The following is a 16,647-nucleotide window of genomic DNA, read 5'->3' as shown; positions in this document are numbered from 1 at the left end:
GGAGGGCCGGGCACCCCCGCGAACGGCGGGGGTCGCTCCGGGCGCACCGATGCCGTGGGGTGCGGCCGGGAGATGTAGCGTCGATGCCATGAGATCCCTTGCTCGTCGTTCCCCTGCCGCCGGGCCGCTCGCCCTCGTGGCGGCGCTGCTCGGGCTGCTGCTCCTGCTGATGGCCCCGGCGGCCTCGGCGGCGAGCGGGCTGGACGCCGCCGCGACCGCCCTGAAGCAGGGCCAGGTGTACGTCGACCCGGCGATGGAGGGGCAGTTCGGCCCGGATCAGGCCGCCGCCCTGAGCGCGAAGATCAAGGCCGCCGACAAGCCGATCTTCGTGGCGGTCGTGCCCGCGACCCCCGAGTACGCGGCGAACACCGTCTTCCAGGACCTGCGGACCAAGGTCGGCGTGGTCGGTACGTACGCGGTCTGGCGCGGTGACCAGTTCCAGGCCCGCTCGGACAAGGCGGCGCTGCCGGCGGGCACCGGCGAGCGGATCGCCGGAGCGGCCCTGCGCTCGCACCCGAACGACGTCAACGGCACCCTGAACGACTTCGTCGACCAGGCCGCGCCGCAGGTCAAGGGCCATGGCGTGAGCTCGGACGCCGGCGGCGTGGGCGTCGCGGCGATCGTCGTACCGATCGCGCTGCTGGCGCTCGCCGGGACGGGTGTGTTCCTGCTCTTCCGCCGGGCCAGGAAGCGCAAGGAGGCGCAGCGCAGGGCCGACCTGGAGCAGCTGCGCCGGGTCGTCGACGAGGACATCACGGCCTTCGGCGAGGAGCTCGACCGCCTGGACTTCAACCCCGGTGCCGGCGACGCGGACGACGACCAGCGGACCGACTACGCGCAGGCCCTGGACTCGTACGAGCAGGCCAAGCGGACGATGGACGCGGCAAAGGGGCCGGAGGACGTCAGGCCCGTCACACAGGCGCTGGAGGACGGCCGGTTCTCGCTGGCGACCCTGGCGGCCCGGCGCGAGAAGCGGCCACTGCCGGAGCGTCGCCCGCCGTGCTTCTTCGACCCCCGGCACGGCCCGTCCGTGCAGGACGGCGACTGGGCGCCGGCGGGTGGAGCCACGCGTACCGTCCCGGTCTGCGCGCTGGACGCGGCCCGGCTGGCGTCGGGCCGTGAGCCGGACATCCGCACCGTGCCCACCCAGTACGGCCCGCAGCCGTACTGGAACGCGGGCCCGGCGTACGGGCCGTGGGCGGGCGGCTACTTCGGCGGGTACGGCGGCGGGCTGCTGCCGGGGCTGCTGGTGGGCACCATGCTCGGTTCGATGATGGGGGCGGGCAACGCCTACGCCGACTCGCCCGGTGACCTCGGTGGCGACTACAGCGGCGGCGACTACTCGGGTGGGGACTACAACGCCGGTGACTTCGGCGGGTTCGACGGCGGTGGCGGTGGTGACTTCGGCGGTGGCGGCGACTTCGGCGGCTTCTGACCGGCCCGGCTGCTGAAGGCCGCTGCACGGCCCGGCTGCTGCGCGGCCCCTCCCGGTCATTCTCCGGGAGGGGCCTCGGTACGTCCGGGACTGCGGCGCGGGCGCTGCGCCAGGGCTCAGTCCGTCGCCCGCTCCGTCGTCCGCTCCGCCGCCCGCCGCTGGGCGACGGCCAGCACCGCGGCGGCGCAGGTGGCCAGCAGTGCCGCCGCCACGACGGTGGCCCAGCCCCGGCGGAAGGCGTCCAGCGAGGCCTCGGCGCTGCGGGGGCTGCCGAGCACACTCACCACCACGGCCACACCGACCACCGCGCCGATCTGGCGGGCCATCGAGGTGACCGCCGAGCCGGTGGCGAACCGGGTGGGCGGCAGGGCCGCCGCCGAAGCGCCGATCAGGGTCGGCAGCGTGAGGCCGACGCCGAGGCCGGTGAGCAGCATGCCGGGCAGCAGTCCGGCCGCGTACCCGGGCGTGGTGCCGATCGCGGTGGCCCACCAGGCGATCCCGCCGGCGAACAGCAGGGTGCCGAGGGCGGCGAGCCGTCCGTGGCCGAGCCGGCGCAGCAGCCCGCCGGTCGCCAGGGCGACCGGCGGGACGAGCAGCGGCCCCGGGGCGATGGCGAACCCCGTACGCAGCGCGGAGTACCCCCAGACCTGCTGGCACCAGAGCACGGAGGTCAGCAGCATCCCGGCGAAGGCGGCGGTGAAGAGCAGCGCGGCGGCGTTGGCGGCGGCGAAGGTGGGCACCCGCAGTAGCGGGAGTTCCACGACGGGCGCCGGGTGACGGGCCGAGCGGAGCAGGAATCCGCAGGTCAGCAGGGCTGCGGCGAGCAGGCTGCCGATCACCCGGGCCGAGTCCCAGCCCCAGGCCTCGGCCTTGACCAGCCCTACGGCGAGGGCGGCGATGGCGGCGGTCAGCAGGACGGCGCCGAGCAGGTCGGGCAGCGGGCCGGCGTCGCGGCCGCGGACCGCGGGCAGCACCCGGGGGCCGGCCAGCAGCGCGGCAGCCCCGACCGGAAGGTTGACCAGGAAGACCCAGCGCCAGTCGAGTTCCACCAGCAGCCCGCCGAGTACCGGGCCGAGTCCGGCGGCGATCCCGCCGAGGGACGCCCAGGCCCGGACTGCGGCGGGGCGGCGGGCCGGTTCGGTGGCGTCCAGCAGCAGGGCGAGCGAGGTGGGCATCAGCAGTGCCGCGCCCGCGGCCTGGATCAGCCGGGCGGCGACCAGCCAGCCGACGCCGGGCGCGAGGGCGCAGAGCGCGGAGGCGAGGGTGAAGGTGGCGAGGCCGGCGAGGAAGGCGGTGCGGTGTCCGACCCGGTCGGCCAGTCGGCCGGCGGGGACGAGGAGCGCGGCGAAGATGATCGCGTAGCCGTTCAGCACCCAGGAGAGCGAGGCGAGGGTGCTGCCGCCGAAGTAGCCGTTCATCGCGGGCAGCGCGACGTTGGCGATGAACAGGTCCAGGTTGGAGACGAATACCGCGGCGGCCACCACGAGCAGGACGGCGCGGTGGGCCGCGGGCGCCGGGGGAGTCGCGGATGCCAGTGGGTTTGGATTTCCAACTATCTGCATGACATGGGAAGGTAGCGGTCCTGAGTTTGAAAACGCAACCCACTGTGACATCCTGGCCGGTGTGACCTCCCGCACGCCCGAAAGCATCCCCACGGCCCCCGCGGCCGCGATCCCGGCGATCCCCGGCCGCCCGTGCTCCATTGCCGCCGCGCTGCAGATCCTCGGCGAGAAGTGGGCCCTGCTCGCGGTGCGCGAGATCTTCTACGGCAATCACCGCTTCGACCGGATCGCCCGCAACACCGGCGCACCGCGCGATCGCCTCACCGCCCGGCTGCGCGCCCTGGAGGAGGCCGGCGTCATCGAGCGCCGCGCCTACAGCGAGCGGCCCCCGCGGTTCGAGTACCACCTCACGGAGGCCGGCCGCGACCTCGCGCCGGTCATCCAGTCCCTGCTCACCTGGGGCGATCGCTGGCTGCTCCCCGAGCCCCCGGTCACCGTCCGCCACAGCCCGGCCGGCCACGACCCGCACCCCTTCGAGCCGGCCTGGACCTGCCGTACCTGCGGCCAGGAGGGGCACAGCGGCGACCTGGCGCTGGAGATCCACAGCCCCGGCTGGGAGCGCGAAGGCCCGATGGCGCAGGGGGCCCACGGTAGTTGATCGAGCCTCGCGGTCGTTTCCATCCCGCTCGCCAAGGTGGAGGTCGCGCTGCTACCGGACCCCACCCAGCTGGTCGTGGAGGTGACGTCACCGTCGAATCCGGACAACGACCGGATCCTGAGGCCGCGGTACGCGGAGTGCGGAGCGCCGCTCTTCCCGCTGGTGGACCGGCTGGAGCGGAGCTGCACGCCCTTCCCGGAGCCCGGGCCCGACGGCTGCACCCGGGTGCAGGGGGGCGCACCCGTTCCGGGGTGCCGGTCGTGCTGCCGGCGCCGTTCGGGCCGGAGCTGGCGACGGCGGGGTTCTGAGCCGGGTGGCGGGGTGGGCGCCGGTGGGTCAGAAGCCGAAGTCCTGGGTCCACCACGGGCCGCCGGCGCCGTTGTGGACGCTGGTGCCGAGCTTGGTGTAGTCGCAGTTGAGGATGTTGGCGCGGTGGCCGGGGCTGTTCATCCACGAGGCCATCACGGCCTCGGGGGTGCTCTGGCCGCGGGCTATGTTCTCGGCGCTGAGATAGCTGATGCCGGCGGCCTTCGCGCGGTCCCAGGGGGTGTGGCCGTCCGGGTCGGTGTGGTCGAAGAAGCTCCGCGCGGCCATGTCGTCGCTGAAGGCCTGGGCGAGGGCGCCCAGGCGGGCGTCGGCGGTGAGAGGGCCGCAGCCCACCTTCTTGCGCTCGGCGTTGACCAGGTTCAGCACGGCGGCCGCGGGGGAGGCGGCCGGGCTCGCGGTGGTGGGCGGCGGGGGCTTGGGGCTCGGGGCCGCGCTTGGCTTGGCGGTGGCCGTCCGGCTGGGCGTCGGGCTGGCGGTGGCGGTCGGCGCACTCGCGGTGGCCGACGGGCTGGTGAGGGTGGGGCGCGCCTCACCGCGGTCGGCGGCGGGCGACGATCCGGCCCGGGTGGCGTCGCCCGGGTCGAGGGTGACGGTCGCGCTCGGCGATGGCCCGGGCTCGGTGGTGGCCGCCATCGGGTCGCCGCCAGAGGTGGCCTGGTCCGAGGCGCTCGCCCCGCTCCGGTCCGGATCGGCGGGCGAGGGCCCGCCCAGAGGTACGTCGCCGGCGACCGTGGAGCGGTCGGACACGGGCAGGACCCCGGTCACCACCGCCCCCGCGCCGGCCGCGAGCGCCGTGGCGCAGACCGCCAGCAGCCCGCCCGTACGGCGCCGCCGCCGCTTGGTGGCCGCCGCCCGTGCGTGCCGGCGCTCCGACCGTCCGGTGGCGGGCTCCTCGGTCGGCTGCGCGCCGCGTGCGTGTCGAGCCATCGCGCCGACTCCCTCCGAAACTGTGAGCGATCGCCTTGGACTGTATGGCATCGCGGTTGGGGTGGGAGGGGAATGCGGCGAAGGAGAGGTGAGGGTGGAGTGAACGCGCTCATCGGGGCGCGCCTTCGGCGCTCCGGATAGGGTCGCGGGCATGCATGGTCGCCAGGGTCACAGCAACGAGCCGATTCGGGTCACCGCCTGGGTGCGGGGCAAGGTGCAGGAGGTCGGGTTCCGCTGGTGGACCAGGGCCCGGGCGCTGGAGATCGGCCTGACCGGCTACGCGAGCAACCTGGGTGACGGACGGGTCCAGGTGGTGGCCGAGGGGCTGCCCGCCGACTGCGAGCGACTGCTCGCCCTGCTGCGCGGCCCCGACACGCCGGGGTCGGTGACCGGGGTCACCGAGATCTGGACGGCGACCGGCGACGGCTACGAGGGGTTCGCCATCCGCTGACCGCCGGGCGGGCCGGGCGCCCTCCGTCGACCCCCGCCGGTGTCGGCCGGATGACCGCTGGGCGTGGTCACGAGTACGCCGATCGCACACATATCGCCCCGGTGGGACGGCCCGAGGGGCCCGGTCGGCGAAACTGGAGGCAACTGCCGGTGTCATGCGGTTGCCATCCGGGCAGACTCGTGGTTGACTCCGCATCGAGCAGTGATCCAACAGCGACAGGGTGAGCCCGCCCGACACCGCCCGGCGTGACCGAACCGCCAAGCAGGTGACAGGGGCGCGGTAGCGTGCGGTGATCGTGTTGACCCGTACAGTCTTTGGTGAGACGCTTGAAGCCCGCGCACACGAACGCGTTTTCCCGGTAGGCGCATGCCCCCGTGGGCCCAGCTCACGGTGGATGTTCTGTAGTGCCCAGCCAGCACTGCCGGTGGCGCGCCGCGCGTGCGCACCCCTTCCCCCTAGACCCATACCGTTCCGGTTCGGTCACTCAGCGTGGAGGACCATTCATCATGGCAAAGGCGCTTCTCGGGTACGTCGGCGGCCCCGACCCGCGAATGCTCTCCGAGATGCGACGGCTTCAGCAGCGCGTCCAGGACCTGGAGTCCGAGCTCCTTCGGATGCAGGCTGAGAACGACGCTCTCATCGCTGTCGCTGACGAGCACTCGCTGCTCAACAGCATCGATCTGGGTCAGCGGGAGCCGGCACTCACCTGATCGACGCTGCTGTTTGAGCTCCCGCAAGGGACGCAGCTTGCGAGGGACGCCCTGACCGGCGTCCCTTCGTCGTACCCGGACCCGATCCGCCGTGACACCCGCTGCCAAGACGCCCGCCCTGTCGTGTCGTGACACCTGACGCTCGCTCCGCCCTGCCCCGGGGCCCCGGGGATGTCACGATCCTTGCAGCTTAGGTTGCCCTGATCCGCGGGCCTGAAACCGTCCGCAGGTCCGGGCGGATACAGTCGCCGCTGGGGGCCCGGGCGAGCGACGAGGAGAGCCGGCGCGTGCACCTGAAGAGTCTGACCCTGCGCGGGTTCAAGTCCTTCGCGTCGGCGACCACGCTGCGCTTCGAACCCGGCATCACCTGCGTGGTCGGGCCGAACGGTTCCGGCAAGTCCAACGTCGTCGACGCGCTCTCCTGGGTGATGGGAGAGCAGGGCGCCAAGTCGCTGCGAGGCGGCAAGATGGAGGACGTCATCTTCGCCGGGACGAGCGGCCGCGCGCCGCTGGGCCGGGCCGAGGTCAGCCTCACCATCGACAACTGCGACGGCGCGCTGCCCATCGACTACTCCGAAGTCACCATCACCCGGACGATGTTCCGCAACGGCGGCAGCGAGTACGCGCTCAACGGCGAGACCTGCCGACTGCTCGACATTCAGGAACTGCTCTACGACTCCGGTATCGGCCGGGAGATGCACGTCATCGTCGGCCAGGGCCAGTTGGACTCCGTGCTGCACGCCGACCCGATGGGGCGGCGCGCGTTCATCGAGGAGGCGGCCGGCGTCCTCAAGCACCGCAAGCGCAAGGAACGGGCGCTGCGCAAGCTGGACGCGATGCAGGTCAACCTCAACCGGGCGCAGGACCTGGTCGCCGAACTGCGCCGCCAGCTCGGCCCACTCGGCCGCCAGGCGAAGATCGCCCGCCGGGCGGCCGGCATCCAGGCCGACCTGCGCGACGCCCGGCTCCGGCTGCTCGCCGACGACCTGCTCACGCTGCGCCGGGCCGTCCAGGCGGAGATCGCGGACGAGCTGGCGCTCAGACAGCGCCGGTCGGTCGTCGAGCAGGAGCTGGCCGGCGCTCAGCAGCGGGAGGCGGTGCTGGAGGCACAGGTCGCGCAGCTCGGGCCGTACCTGGAGGCGGCCCGGCAGACCTGGTACCGGCTGTCGGCGCTGGCCGAGCGGACCAGGGGCACCATCGGACTGGCCGAGGCCAGGGCCCGGCACGCGACGAGCAGCGGGCAGGCCGAGGAGCGGCGCGGGCGCGACCCGCAGGAGCTGGAGCGGGAGGCGGAGCACGTCCGGGAGGAGGAGGCCGCGCTGGCCGAGGCGCTGGAGGAGGCCCGGTACGCGCTGGCCGAGGCCGTCGAGACGCGGGCCGCGCTGGAGCGCGGGCTCGCGGAGGAGGAGCGCCGGCTGAAGGCGGTCGCCCGGGCGATCGCGGACCGCCGGGAGGGGCTGGCCCGGCTGCAGGGCCAGGCGGCGGCGGCCCGTTCGAAGGCGGCGAGCGCCGAGGCGGAGATCGGCCGGCTGGTGGAGGCGGGGGACGAGGCGCTGGTCAGGGCCGAGGCCGCGCAGCAGGAGTTCCAGCAGCTTCAGGAGCAGGTCGACGAGCTGGCGGCGGGGGACGAGGAGCAGGACGCCGCACACGAGCGGCTGCGGGCCCGGCTGGCCGAGGCCGAGCGTGAACTCGCCGTCGTACGCGAGGCGGTGGGTGTCGCGGAGCGCGAGCGGGCCGGGCTGACGGCCCGGCGCGAGGCGCTGTCGCTGGGGCTGCGCCGCAAGGACGGGACGGGGGCACTGCTCGCGGCGGACGACCGGCCGGTGGGCCTGCTCGGCCCGGTGGCCGAGTTGTTCGGCGTGCGGCCGGGGTACGAGGTGGCGGTCGCGGCGGCGCTCGGGGTGGCGGCGGACGCGATCGCGGTGGACGGGCCGGACACGGCCGCGCAGGCGCTGCGGCTGCTCCGCAAGGAGGACGCGGGCCGGGCGGCGCTGCTGATCGCCGGGTGCCCGGCGCCGGGGGCGGCGGCGGAGCCCGGGGGCCTCGGGGCGGCCGGCGACGTCGGGGCGTTGCCCGCAGGAGCCCGCTGGGCGTACGAACTGATCGACGGACCGGCCGAGTTGCTGCCTGCCGTACGCCGGCTGCTGGCGGGTGCCGTGGTCGTGGCGGGCCTGGAGGAGGCCCAGCAGTTGGTGGCCGAGCGGCCCGGGCTGACGGCGGTCACCGCCGAGGGCGACCGGCTGGGCGCGGACCTCGCGCACGGTGGCTCCGCGGGTGCGCCGAGCCTGCTGGAGACCCAGGCGGCCGTCGACGAGTGCGCGCAGACGATTCTGGAGGTGACCGGCCGGTGCGAGCAGCTCACCGAGCGGCTCGCCGACGTCGGTGAACAGCGCCGCAAGCTGGCGGCCGAGTTGGACGCACTGGCGGCGCGCCGGCGGCAGGCGGAGAAGGAGCGTGCGCAGGTGGCGGGCGCACTCGGGCGCCTCGGCGGGCAGGCCAGGGCCGCGGCGGGGGAGGCCGAGCGGCTGGCGGCAGCGGCGGGGAAGGCGCGGGACGGTCTCGCGCAGGCTGTGGCGGCCGCCGAGGAGCTGGCCGAACGCCTGGCGGTGGCCGAGGAGTTGGCCGATCAGGGCGATGAGGAGCCGGACACCGGGGAGCAGGCGGCACTGGCCGAGGCCGGGACGCTGGCGAGGCAGGCCGAGCTGGAGGCCCGGTTGTCGGTCCGCACCCACGAGGAGCGGGTGCGCGCGCTGGCCGGCCGGGCGGACCAGCTCGATCGGGCCGCCGCCGCCGAACGGCAGGCCCGCGCCCGGGCCGCGGAGCGCCGTGAGCGCGCCGCGCTGGAGGCCGGCGTGGCGACGGCCGTGGCCGCCGGTGCCCGGCAGCTGCTCGCCTGTCTGGAGGTCTCGCTCGGGCGGGCGGACGCCGGGCGGGCGGCGGCCGAGCAGGCCCGGGCAGAGCGGGAGAGCGAGCTGCGGGCGGGTCGTGAGCTGGGGCGCGAGCTGAAGACCGAGCTGGACAAGCTGGTCGATGCCGGCCATCGGGACGAGGTGCTGCGGGCGGAGAAGCGGCTGCGGATCGAGCAGCTGGAGGCCAGGGCGCTGGAGGAGTTCGGCATCGACGGCGACGAGCTGATCGCCGGCTTCGGGCCGGACCAGCCGGTGCCCGCGCCGCTGCCGGAGGACGGCGGGGACGCCGGCAAGGCCGCGTCGGCGGAGGGTGTTGGGGTAGCGGCGGCGGACCGTCCCGAGGGCCGGCCGTACGTCCGGGCCGAGCAGGAGAAGCGGCTGCGCGCGGCCGAGAAGGCGTACCAGCAGCTCGGCAAGGTCAATCCGCTGGCGCTGGAGGAGTTCGCGGCGCTGGAGGAGCGCCACCGCTTCCTGGGCGAGCAGCTGGAGGACCTCAGGCGCAGCCGGCGCGACCTGATGGACATCGTCAAGGACGTGGACATCCGCGTCGAGCAGATGTTCACCGCGGCGTACCACGACACGGCGGCCCAGTTCGAGGGCGTCTTCTCCCGCCTCTTCCCCGGTGGGGAGGGCCGGCTGGTGCTGACCGACCCCGACAACATGCTCACCACCGGCGTGGAGGTGGAGGCCCGCCCGCCCGGCAAGAAGGTCAAGCGGCTCTCGCTGCTCTCGGGCGGCGAACGCTCCCTCACCGCGGTGGCGCTGCTGGTGTCGATCTTCAAGGCCCGGCCGAGCCCCTTCTACGTGATGGACGAGGTCGAGGCGGCACTCGACGAGACCAACCTGCGGCGGCTGATCGCCATCATGGAGGAGCTGCGGGCGAGCTCCCAGCTGATCGTGATCACGCACCAGAAGCTGACCATGGAGTCCGCCGACGCGCTGTACGGAGTGACCATGAAGGGCGACGGCATCTCCCAGGTGATCAGCCAGCGGCTGCGCGAGGAGCACCGCGGGCGCAGGTCCGTCGCGCCGCCGCGGCGCCCGGAGCGGGCGCCGGGCGCCGGGGAGGCGCCGGTGCCGGCCGGCAAGCGGCCGGCGCCCGTCGAGGGGTCGGCCGAGGACTCGGCCGAGGCGCGTGCCGGGGAGTCGGCCGAGGGGTGACGGACCGCGGCCGACCGGCGGACGGCCGGGGCGGATGGCCTGGATCGGGGCCCGGTCGCGGATACTGGACGGGTTGTGACTCCTCACCCTCGTAGCAGAGGGGGCTTCTCGCCCGGTCGTGCCGAGGACCTCGCGCCGGCCGGCGCCGGTGCGGCACGGGCCGGGAACAGCAGTGAAGCGGCGGCGCTCCGGCCCGCCGGGCGAAGGATCACCAGCACTCCCGGCCCCGCGCCGGGCACCCAGCGAAGGAGTTTGATGTGGAATACGTGATCCTTGCCGTGGTCATCGCCGTGGTGGCCATCGGCGCGGTCGCGGGCCTGGTCGTCAGCGGCCGGCGGCGCAAGGAGCTGCCGCCCCAGGCGGCGAAGCCCGTCATCACCGCGCCGAAGGCCCCGGCCGAGCCCCAGCCGGAACCGCACCTCGGTGACGAGGCCGCGCCGCCGACCGAGGAGCCAGTCCGTACGGTCGAGGAGGTGCCGCTCCCGGAGGCCCCCGAGGCCGTCGTGGTGCCCGAGGCCGAGGAGGCGCAGGCCGCTCCCGCGCTGGAGGTCCCCGAGCCGACCGCCGGGCGCCTGGTCCGGCTGCGCTCGCGCCTGTCCCGCTCGCAGAACTCGCTCGGCAAGGGCCTGCTCACGCTGCTCTCGCGCGAGCGGCTCGACGAGGACACCTGGGAGGAGATCGAGGAGACCCTGCTGACCGCCGACGTCGGCGTGGCCCCCACCCAGGAGCTGGTCGACCGGCTGCGCACCCGGGTCAAGGTGCTCGGCACCCGGACCCCGGCGGAGCTGCGCGCCCTGCTGCACGAGGAGCTGGTGGAGCTGATCGGCACCGACGCCGACCGCTCGCTCAAGACCGCCAAGCACGAGGACGGCCGGCCGGCCGTGGTCCTGGTGGTCGGTGTGAACGGGGTCGGAAAGACCACCACGTCCGGCAAGCTCGGCCGGGTCCTGGTGGCCGACGGGCGCAAGGTCGTGCTCGGCGCGGCCGACACCTTCCGGGCGGCGGCCGCCGATCAGCTGCAGACCTGGGGCGAGCGGGTCGGCGCGCACACCGTACGCGGCCCCGAGGGCGGCGACCCGGCCTCGGTCGCGTTCGACGCCGTCAAGGAGGGCATCGCCGAGGGCGCGGACACCGTGCTGGTGGACACCGCCGGCCGGCTGCACACCAAGACCGGTCTGATGGACGAGCTCGGCAAGGTCAAGCGGGTCGTGGAGAAGCACGGGCCGGTGGACGAGGTGCTGCTGGTGCTGGACGCCACCACCGGGCAGAACGGCCTGGTGCAGGCGCGGGTCTTCGCCGAGGTGGTGGCGATCACCGGCATCGTGCTGACCAAGCTGGACGGCACCGCCAAGGGCGGCATCGTGATCGCGGTCCAGCGCGAGCTGGGCGTCCCGGTGAAGCTGATCGGGCTGGGGGAGGGCGCGGACGACCTCGCGCCGTTCGAGCCGGCCGCCTTCGTCGACGCGCTGATCGGCGACTGACCCGGGCGGCGCGACCGCGCAGCCGGCACGATCACGGCTCAGCCGCGTACAGCTCAGCCGCCTACAGCACGACCGCAGGACCAGGGCCGCTTTCCCGTAGACCGGGGGAGCGGCCCTGGTGCATGACCGGGCGGGCGCGGCGCGCGCCGCAGTGCTCGCGGGGTCGTGCGCGCGGGTCTCCGCCGAGGTGGAGGGTCAGGAGGCGAGCCAGGCCGGCTCGGGGCTGCGCTCGCGGCTGCGGTGGCAGGCGTAGGCGAGGGTGCCCAGCAGCAGCCGGGCCTCCGGTGGGCAGCCCGCGTTGTCGCGGGTCGGGCGGCGCAGCCAGCGGACCGGTCCCAGCCCGGTGAGGACGGTCGGCGGGGCGGCGACGTAGCTGCCCTCGCCGTGGCACGTCAGGTCGAGGGCGGCGTCGTCCCAGCCCATCTGGTAGAGCAGGTCGGGCAGCCGGCGGGCGGTGCCGACGGCGACGAGGAACTGGAGCCGGCCGGTGGGCGGGGCGAGCACGGGCCCGACGTGGGTGCCCATCCGCTCCAGCCGCACCAGTGCCTGGAGGCCGGCCTGCTCGGGGACGTCCAGGACGTCGAAGGCCCGGCCGACCGGGAAGAGGACGCTGGCCTCGGCGGCGTTCAGCTCGTCGAAGTCCTGCGACGGGACGGTAACGGTGGCGGTGCCGGTGACGCCGTCGGCGGTCAGCGTGGCGCGGGCGGCCGGATGCAGGCCGGGGGCCGCGCAGCGCGGTGCGCCGCAGTGGCAGCGGCGCGGTGCGGCAGCGGTCCGGCCGTCGGCGGGGGCGCCGACGTCGACCGCCCAGCCCCAGCGGCCGGTGTACTCCGCGGCTGCCTGGACCGCGGTGGCGCGGGTGCGCCGGCGTGCGCCTCGCGGCGCCAGCCGCAGGTGTCCCAGTCGAAGATCGCCGAACAGGTTGTCCATGCCTCCCCCAACAGGTTCTCGTTGCCGGTGGTTACGGGCCGTGACGTTGTGTCGATTGTCCGATGCGGTGTGCGTTGCGCGGTGACGGCGCGCAACGGCCGGCGCGCGCCTGTTTGTCCGGCGCGACACGCGCCCCGGCTTGCGAGGGGTGGTGCTGATGGCGGATGGTCGGTGCGCGAGGCCGCTCCCGGTCGCTCCCGGAGGGCAAACTCGCCTGTGGCTGCTGTTGGTTGCCGTGTTTGCCGGGGTTCCGGTGGTGACTTGGCGGCCCGCATATGCCGGACCGGCCCGGCTCCCAGTGAAGCGTGTGCGGACGGCGATGAGTTCACTCATGGGGGTGGCGAAAGGTGGCGTTTCCCCGGCGATGCTCCCCCGGATGGCGGTAGTCACGTTACGTTCAGCACACGGGAAACGGCGGAATGTCCGCTTCAGGCCCTGGCCGTAAGGGAGTTGGAGCTGTCCGCTGCCCGGCCGCGAAGTAATGGCACATCAGTGCGACAGCACCAGCAGAGCACAACTCAGTACGGCACGTCTGGAAAGCGCCCGCGACCGTCGGGCATCGAGCGGGGCCCGAGACGGGCCGGGCGGGATGGGACGTTCCCCATGGCAGACAAGCAACCCAACGAGAAGTTGACCTCGTGGTTCGGCCGCAGCGGCTGGTCCAAGGGTGAGTTGGCCCGGCAGGTCAACCGCCGGGCCCGCCAGATCGGCGCCCATCACGTCTCCACCGACACCTCGCGGGTACGGCGCTGGTTGGACGGTGAGCAGCCGCGCGAGCCGATTCCGAAGATCATGTCCGAGCTGTTCTCGGAGCGCTTCGGCTCGGTCGTCTCCATCGAGGATCTCGGACTGCGCGCGGCCATCCCGGTCTCCACCGTGGGCGGCGGCGTCGACCTGCCCTGGAGCGCCCCCCAGACCGTCCAGCTGATCAGCGAGTACTCGCGCAGCGACCTGATGCTCAACCGCCGTGGTTTCCTCGGCACCTCACTCGCCCTCACGGCCGGAGCAGCACTGATCGAGCCGATGCAGCGTTGGCTGACGCCGGGCCCCGCCGGCGTGCCGACCCCGATCCTGACCGCCGCCAACGGCGGCGAGCCCTTCACCGGCCGGCTCTCCGAGCCCGAGCTCCAGCTGCTGGAGCAGACCACGGTGATGTTCCGCCAGTGGGACGCCCAGAACGGTGGTGGCCTGCGCCGCAAGGCCGTCGTCGGCCAGCTGCACGAGGTCACCGACCTGCTCCAGGAGACCTACCCGGAGGCGACCACCAAGCGGCTCTTCCGCCTCACGGCCGAACTGGCCCACCTGGCCGGCTGGATGTCCTACGACGTCGGCATGCACCCCAGCGCGCAGAAGTACTACGTGCTCGCGCTGCACGCCGCCAAGGAGGCCGGCGATCGCCCGTTCGGTGCGCTGATCCTCACAGACATGAGCCGCCAGATGATCCACCTCAACCGCGGCGACGACGCCCTGGAGCTGATCCACCTCGCCCAGTACGGCAGCCGGGACACCGCGACCCCCAAGCAGCAGGCCCTGCTGTACGCGATGGAGGCCCGCGCCTACTCGACGATCGGCGAGGTCAACCGCTGCGCCCGGGCCGTCCGGCTGGCCGAGGACACCTTCACCGACATCCGGGACGGCGACAACGACCCGGACTGGCTGAAGTTCTTCTCCGCCGCCGAGCTCAACGCGGAGAACGCGCACTCCTACCGTGACCTGGCCTACCACTCCAGCCGCGGCGACCTGTACGCCTCGATGGCGGCGCCGGTGATGGAGCGCGCCGTGGACCTCTTCCGCCAGGACGACGACCACGTCCGCTCGTACGCCTTCAACCTGATCGGCATGGCCAGCGTCCACCTGCTGCAGAACGAGCCGGAGCAGGCCGCCGTGATGGCGGAGCAGGCGGTGGACATCGCGACCAAGGTCCGCTCGGAGCGGCTGAACACCCGGGTGCGCAAGACCTCGGAGGCGGCCAACCGGCAGTACCGGGGTGTGGACGCGGTGAGCCGGCTGGCCGACCGCGTGGTGCAGGACATTCCGGAGTACGCCTCGGTGGTCTGAGGCCGGGCCGAGCGCGGGCCGAGCCGGGTCCGGGGCGGGCCGGTGGTCCGACCGGCCGGTTCCGGCCACGATCGCCACTCATTCTCCGACCGTGGGGGCCGCCGCCCCCACGGTCGGTGACCGTTCGGGCACCTGCCGTACTGTGCGGCCGAACGGTAGCTCATCCGCCGGCGCGGCGCGGCCGTAGTTCACGTCGGTGTAACCCCGGCGTCAACGACGTCACGGCGGCGAAACACCGAGCCGCATCGGCCGAAACCAGACTTCGGCAACCTCCTCTACATCGCCGACACCCCGGGTGGCACGGGACAGGTATCCCGCGGGTGGAGCGGCTTCATTTCACGAGGAGACGCCGATGCCGGACGGCTTCAGCGCAGGCGATACCGCCTTTGTGCTCATCAGTGCGGCCCTGGTCATGTTGATGACTCCGGGCCTGGCCTTCTTCTACGGGGGCATGGTCAGGGTCAAGAGCGTGCTCAACATGCTGGCCATGAGCTTCATCTCGCTCGCCATCGTCAGTGTGCTCTGGGTGCTCTACGGCTACTCGCTCAGCTTCGGGCCCGACGCGGGTGCCGGCCTGATCGGCAACCTCGACTTCCTGGGGATGCAGGGCATCGGCCTGAACGACCTGACCGGCGCGATCCCGGTCACCGCGTTCTCGGCCTTCCAGCTGATGTTCGCGATCATCACCCCCGCCCTGATCAGCGGCGCGATCGCGGACCGCGCCAAGTTCACCGCCTGGGGCCTGTTCATCGCGCTCTGGGTGACGATCGTCTACTTCCCGGTCGCGCACTGGGTGTTCTTCTTCGACGGCGGCAAGGGCGGCTGGCTCGGCGACCGCAACGGCGTGATCGACTTCGCCGGTGGCACCGCGGTGCACATCAACGCCGGTGTGGCGGGCCTGGCCCTGTGCCTCGTCCTCGGAAAGCGGGTCGGCTTCAAGAAGGACCCGATGCGCCCGCACAGCCTCCCGCTGGTCATGCTCGGCTCCGGCCTGCTCTGGTTCGGCTGGTTCGGCTTCAACGCCGGCTCCGCGCTGGCCGCCAACGGCGTCGCGGCGATGGCCCTGGTCAACACCCAGGTGGCCACCGCGGCCGCGATGATCGGCTGGCTGGTCTACGAGAAGCTCAAGCACGGCGCGATCACCACCCTGGGCGCCGCCTCCGGCGCGGTCGCGGGCCTGGTCGCCATCACCCCGGCCTGCGGCTCGGTCAGCCCGCTCGGCGCGGTCGCGATCGGCCTGATCGCCGGCGCCGCCTGCGCCGCCGCGATCAGCCTCAAGTACCGTTTCGGCTTCGACGACTCGCTCGACGTGGTCGGCGTACACGCCGTCGGCGGCGCGCTCGGCTCGCTGCTGGTGGGCCTGTTCGCCACCGGCACCGTCGGCCAGAGTGTCAAGGGCCTGTTCTACGGCGGCGGCTTCGAGCAGCTCGGCAAGCAGGCGATGGGCGTGGCCGTGGTCGCGGTCTACTCCTTCGTCCTGTCCTGGCTGCTCGGCCAGGCGATCCACCGCACCATCGGCTTCCGGGTCGCCGAGGACGTCGAGGTGGCCGGCATCGACCAGGCCGAGCACGCCGAGTCCGCGTACGACTTCAGCGCCGTGGGCGCCAGCCTGGGCCGCAGCGCCCCCCTCCCCGCCCTGGCGGCGGTGGCCGCGGCCTCCGCAGCCGCGCAGCCCGCCGCGCCGGCCGCCGACAAGGCCACCAGCACCGCCACCGAGAAGACTGGGGTCGACGCCTGATGAAGCTCATCACCGCCGTCATCAAGCCGCACCGCCTGGACGACGTGAAGTCCGCCCTGCAGGCCTTCGGTGTCCACGGCCTGACCGTCACCGAGGCCAGCGGCTACGGCCGCCAGCGCGGCCACACCGAGGTCTACCGGGGCGCGGAGTACACCGTCGACCTGGTACCCAAGGTCCGGATCGAGGTCCTGGTCGAGGACGACGACGCCGAGCAGCTGATCGACGTCCTGGTGAAGGCCGCCAGGACCGGCAAGATCGGCGACGGCAAGGTCTGGAGCATCCCGGTCGACACGGCCGTCCGGGTGCGTACCGGCGAGCGCGGCCCCGACGCCCTCTAGCATTCACCTCGACGCCGCCGGC

The 16,647-nt window shown here is 73.7% G+C and carries 12 protein-coding genes; 9 read left to right on the top strand and 3 right to left on the bottom strand.

The window, feature by feature from the left end:
• Positions 1-88 precede the first annotated feature (88 nt).
• Positions 89-1,435 carry a hypothetical protein gene (locus ACIBH3_RS26525; RefSeq protein WP_396314589.1) on the top strand — a complete coding sequence of 449 codons (1,347 nt, stop codon included), beginning with the start codon at positions 89-91 and terminating at the stop codon, positions 1,433-1,435.
• 116 nt (positions 1,436-1,551) lie between these two features.
• Here the strand turns inward: ACIBH3_RS26525 and ACIBH3_RS26520 are convergent, their stop codons facing one another.
• Positions 1,552-2,997, bottom strand: a complete 1,446-nt coding sequence (locus ACIBH3_RS26520) for an MFS transporter (protein ID WP_396314588.1) — start codon at positions 2,995-2,997, stop codon at positions 1,552-1,554.
• 61 nt (positions 2,998-3,058) lie between these two features.
• Here ACIBH3_RS26520 and ACIBH3_RS26515 point away from each other — a divergent pair, with 61 nt between their 5' ends.
• Positions 3,059-3,595, top strand: a complete 537-nt coding sequence (locus ACIBH3_RS26515) for a winged helix-turn-helix transcriptional regulator (RefSeq protein WP_396314587.1) — start codon at positions 3,059-3,061, stop codon at positions 3,593-3,595.
• Between the two features lie 336 nt (positions 3,596-3,931).
• Here ACIBH3_RS26515 and ACIBH3_RS26510 read toward each other — a convergent pair whose 3' ends face one another.
• A complete protein-coding gene (locus ACIBH3_RS26510; protein WP_396314586.1) occupies positions 3,932-4,849 on the bottom strand; it encodes a CAP domain-containing protein in 918 nt (305 codons plus the stop codon).
• Positions 4,850-5,000: 151 nt separating this feature from the next.
• Here ACIBH3_RS26510 and ACIBH3_RS26505 point away from each other — a divergent pair, with 151 nt between their 5' ends.
• From ACIBH3_RS26505 to ftsY, 4 genes are all read left to right on the top strand, one after another.
• A complete protein-coding gene (locus ACIBH3_RS26505) occupies positions 5,001-5,300 on the top strand; it encodes an acylphosphatase (protein ID WP_396314585.1) in 300 nt (99 codons plus the stop codon).
• Positions 5,301-5,806: 506 nt separating this feature from the next.
• A complete protein-coding gene (locus ACIBH3_RS26500) occupies positions 5,807-6,010 on the top strand; it encodes a hypothetical protein (RefSeq protein ID WP_396314584.1) in 204 nt (67 codons plus the stop codon).
• Between the two features lie 287 nt (positions 6,011-6,297).
• Positions 6,298-10,080: a chromosome segregation protein SMC gene (gene smc / locus ACIBH3_RS26495; RefSeq protein WP_396314583.1), complete on the top strand. Its 3,783-nt coding sequence runs from the start codon at positions 6,298-6,300 to the stop codon at positions 10,078-10,080.
• A 257-nt stretch (positions 10,081-10,337) separates the two neighbouring features.
• Positions 10,338-11,561 (top strand): signal recognition particle-docking protein FtsY, encoded by a 1,224-nt coding sequence (gene ftsY, locus ACIBH3_RS26490; protein WP_396314582.1) that lies wholly within the window; start codon positions 10,338-10,340, stop codon positions 11,559-11,561.
• Positions 11,562-11,756: 195 nt separating this feature from the next.
• Here ftsY and ACIBH3_RS26485 read toward each other — a convergent pair whose 3' ends face one another.
• Complete coding sequence (locus ACIBH3_RS26485) at positions 11,757-12,491, bottom strand: bifunctional DNA primase/polymerase (RefSeq protein WP_396314581.1); 735 nt, start codon at positions 12,489-12,491, stop codon at positions 11,757-11,759.
• Positions 12,492-13,094: 603 nt separating this feature from the next.
• On the opposite strand from ACIBH3_RS26485, the gene ACIBH3_RS26480 reads away from it, so the two are divergent.
• The 3 genes from ACIBH3_RS26480 to ACIBH3_RS26470 all read left to right on the top strand — a co-directional run bounded on the left by ACIBH3_RS26480 (position 13,095) and on the right by ACIBH3_RS26470 (position 16,625).
• Positions 13,095-14,549 (top strand): hypothetical protein, encoded by a 1,455-nt coding sequence (locus ACIBH3_RS26480; RefSeq protein WP_396314580.1) that lies wholly within the window; start codon positions 13,095-13,097, stop codon positions 14,547-14,549.
• Positions 14,550-14,901: 352 nt separating this feature from the next.
• On the top strand, positions 14,902-16,287 hold the full coding sequence (locus tag ACIBH3_RS26475) for an ammonium transporter (RefSeq protein ID WP_396314579.1): 1,386 nt from the start codon (positions 14,902-14,904) through the stop codon (positions 16,285-16,287).
• The gene (locus ACIBH3_RS26470) at positions 16,287-16,625 is read left to right on the top strand and encodes a P-II family nitrogen regulator (RefSeq protein ID WP_396314578.1); all 339 of its coding nucleotides are present in this window, start codon (positions 16,287-16,289) and stop codon (positions 16,623-16,625) included. The genes ACIBH3_RS26475 and ACIBH3_RS26470 overlap by 1 nt, the downstream gene beginning before the upstream one ends.
• Positions 16,626-16,647: the final 22 nt, after the last annotated feature.

The organism is Kitasatospora sp. NPDC050543, assembly GCF_044457565.1.
In the GTDB taxonomy this organism is placed as follows: domain Bacteria; phylum Actinomycetota; class Actinomycetes; order Streptomycetales; family Streptomycetaceae; genus Kitasatospora.
The sequence above is the reverse complement of the archived record's forward strand: the minus strand, read 5'-3'. Positions and strand labels throughout refer to the sequence as shown.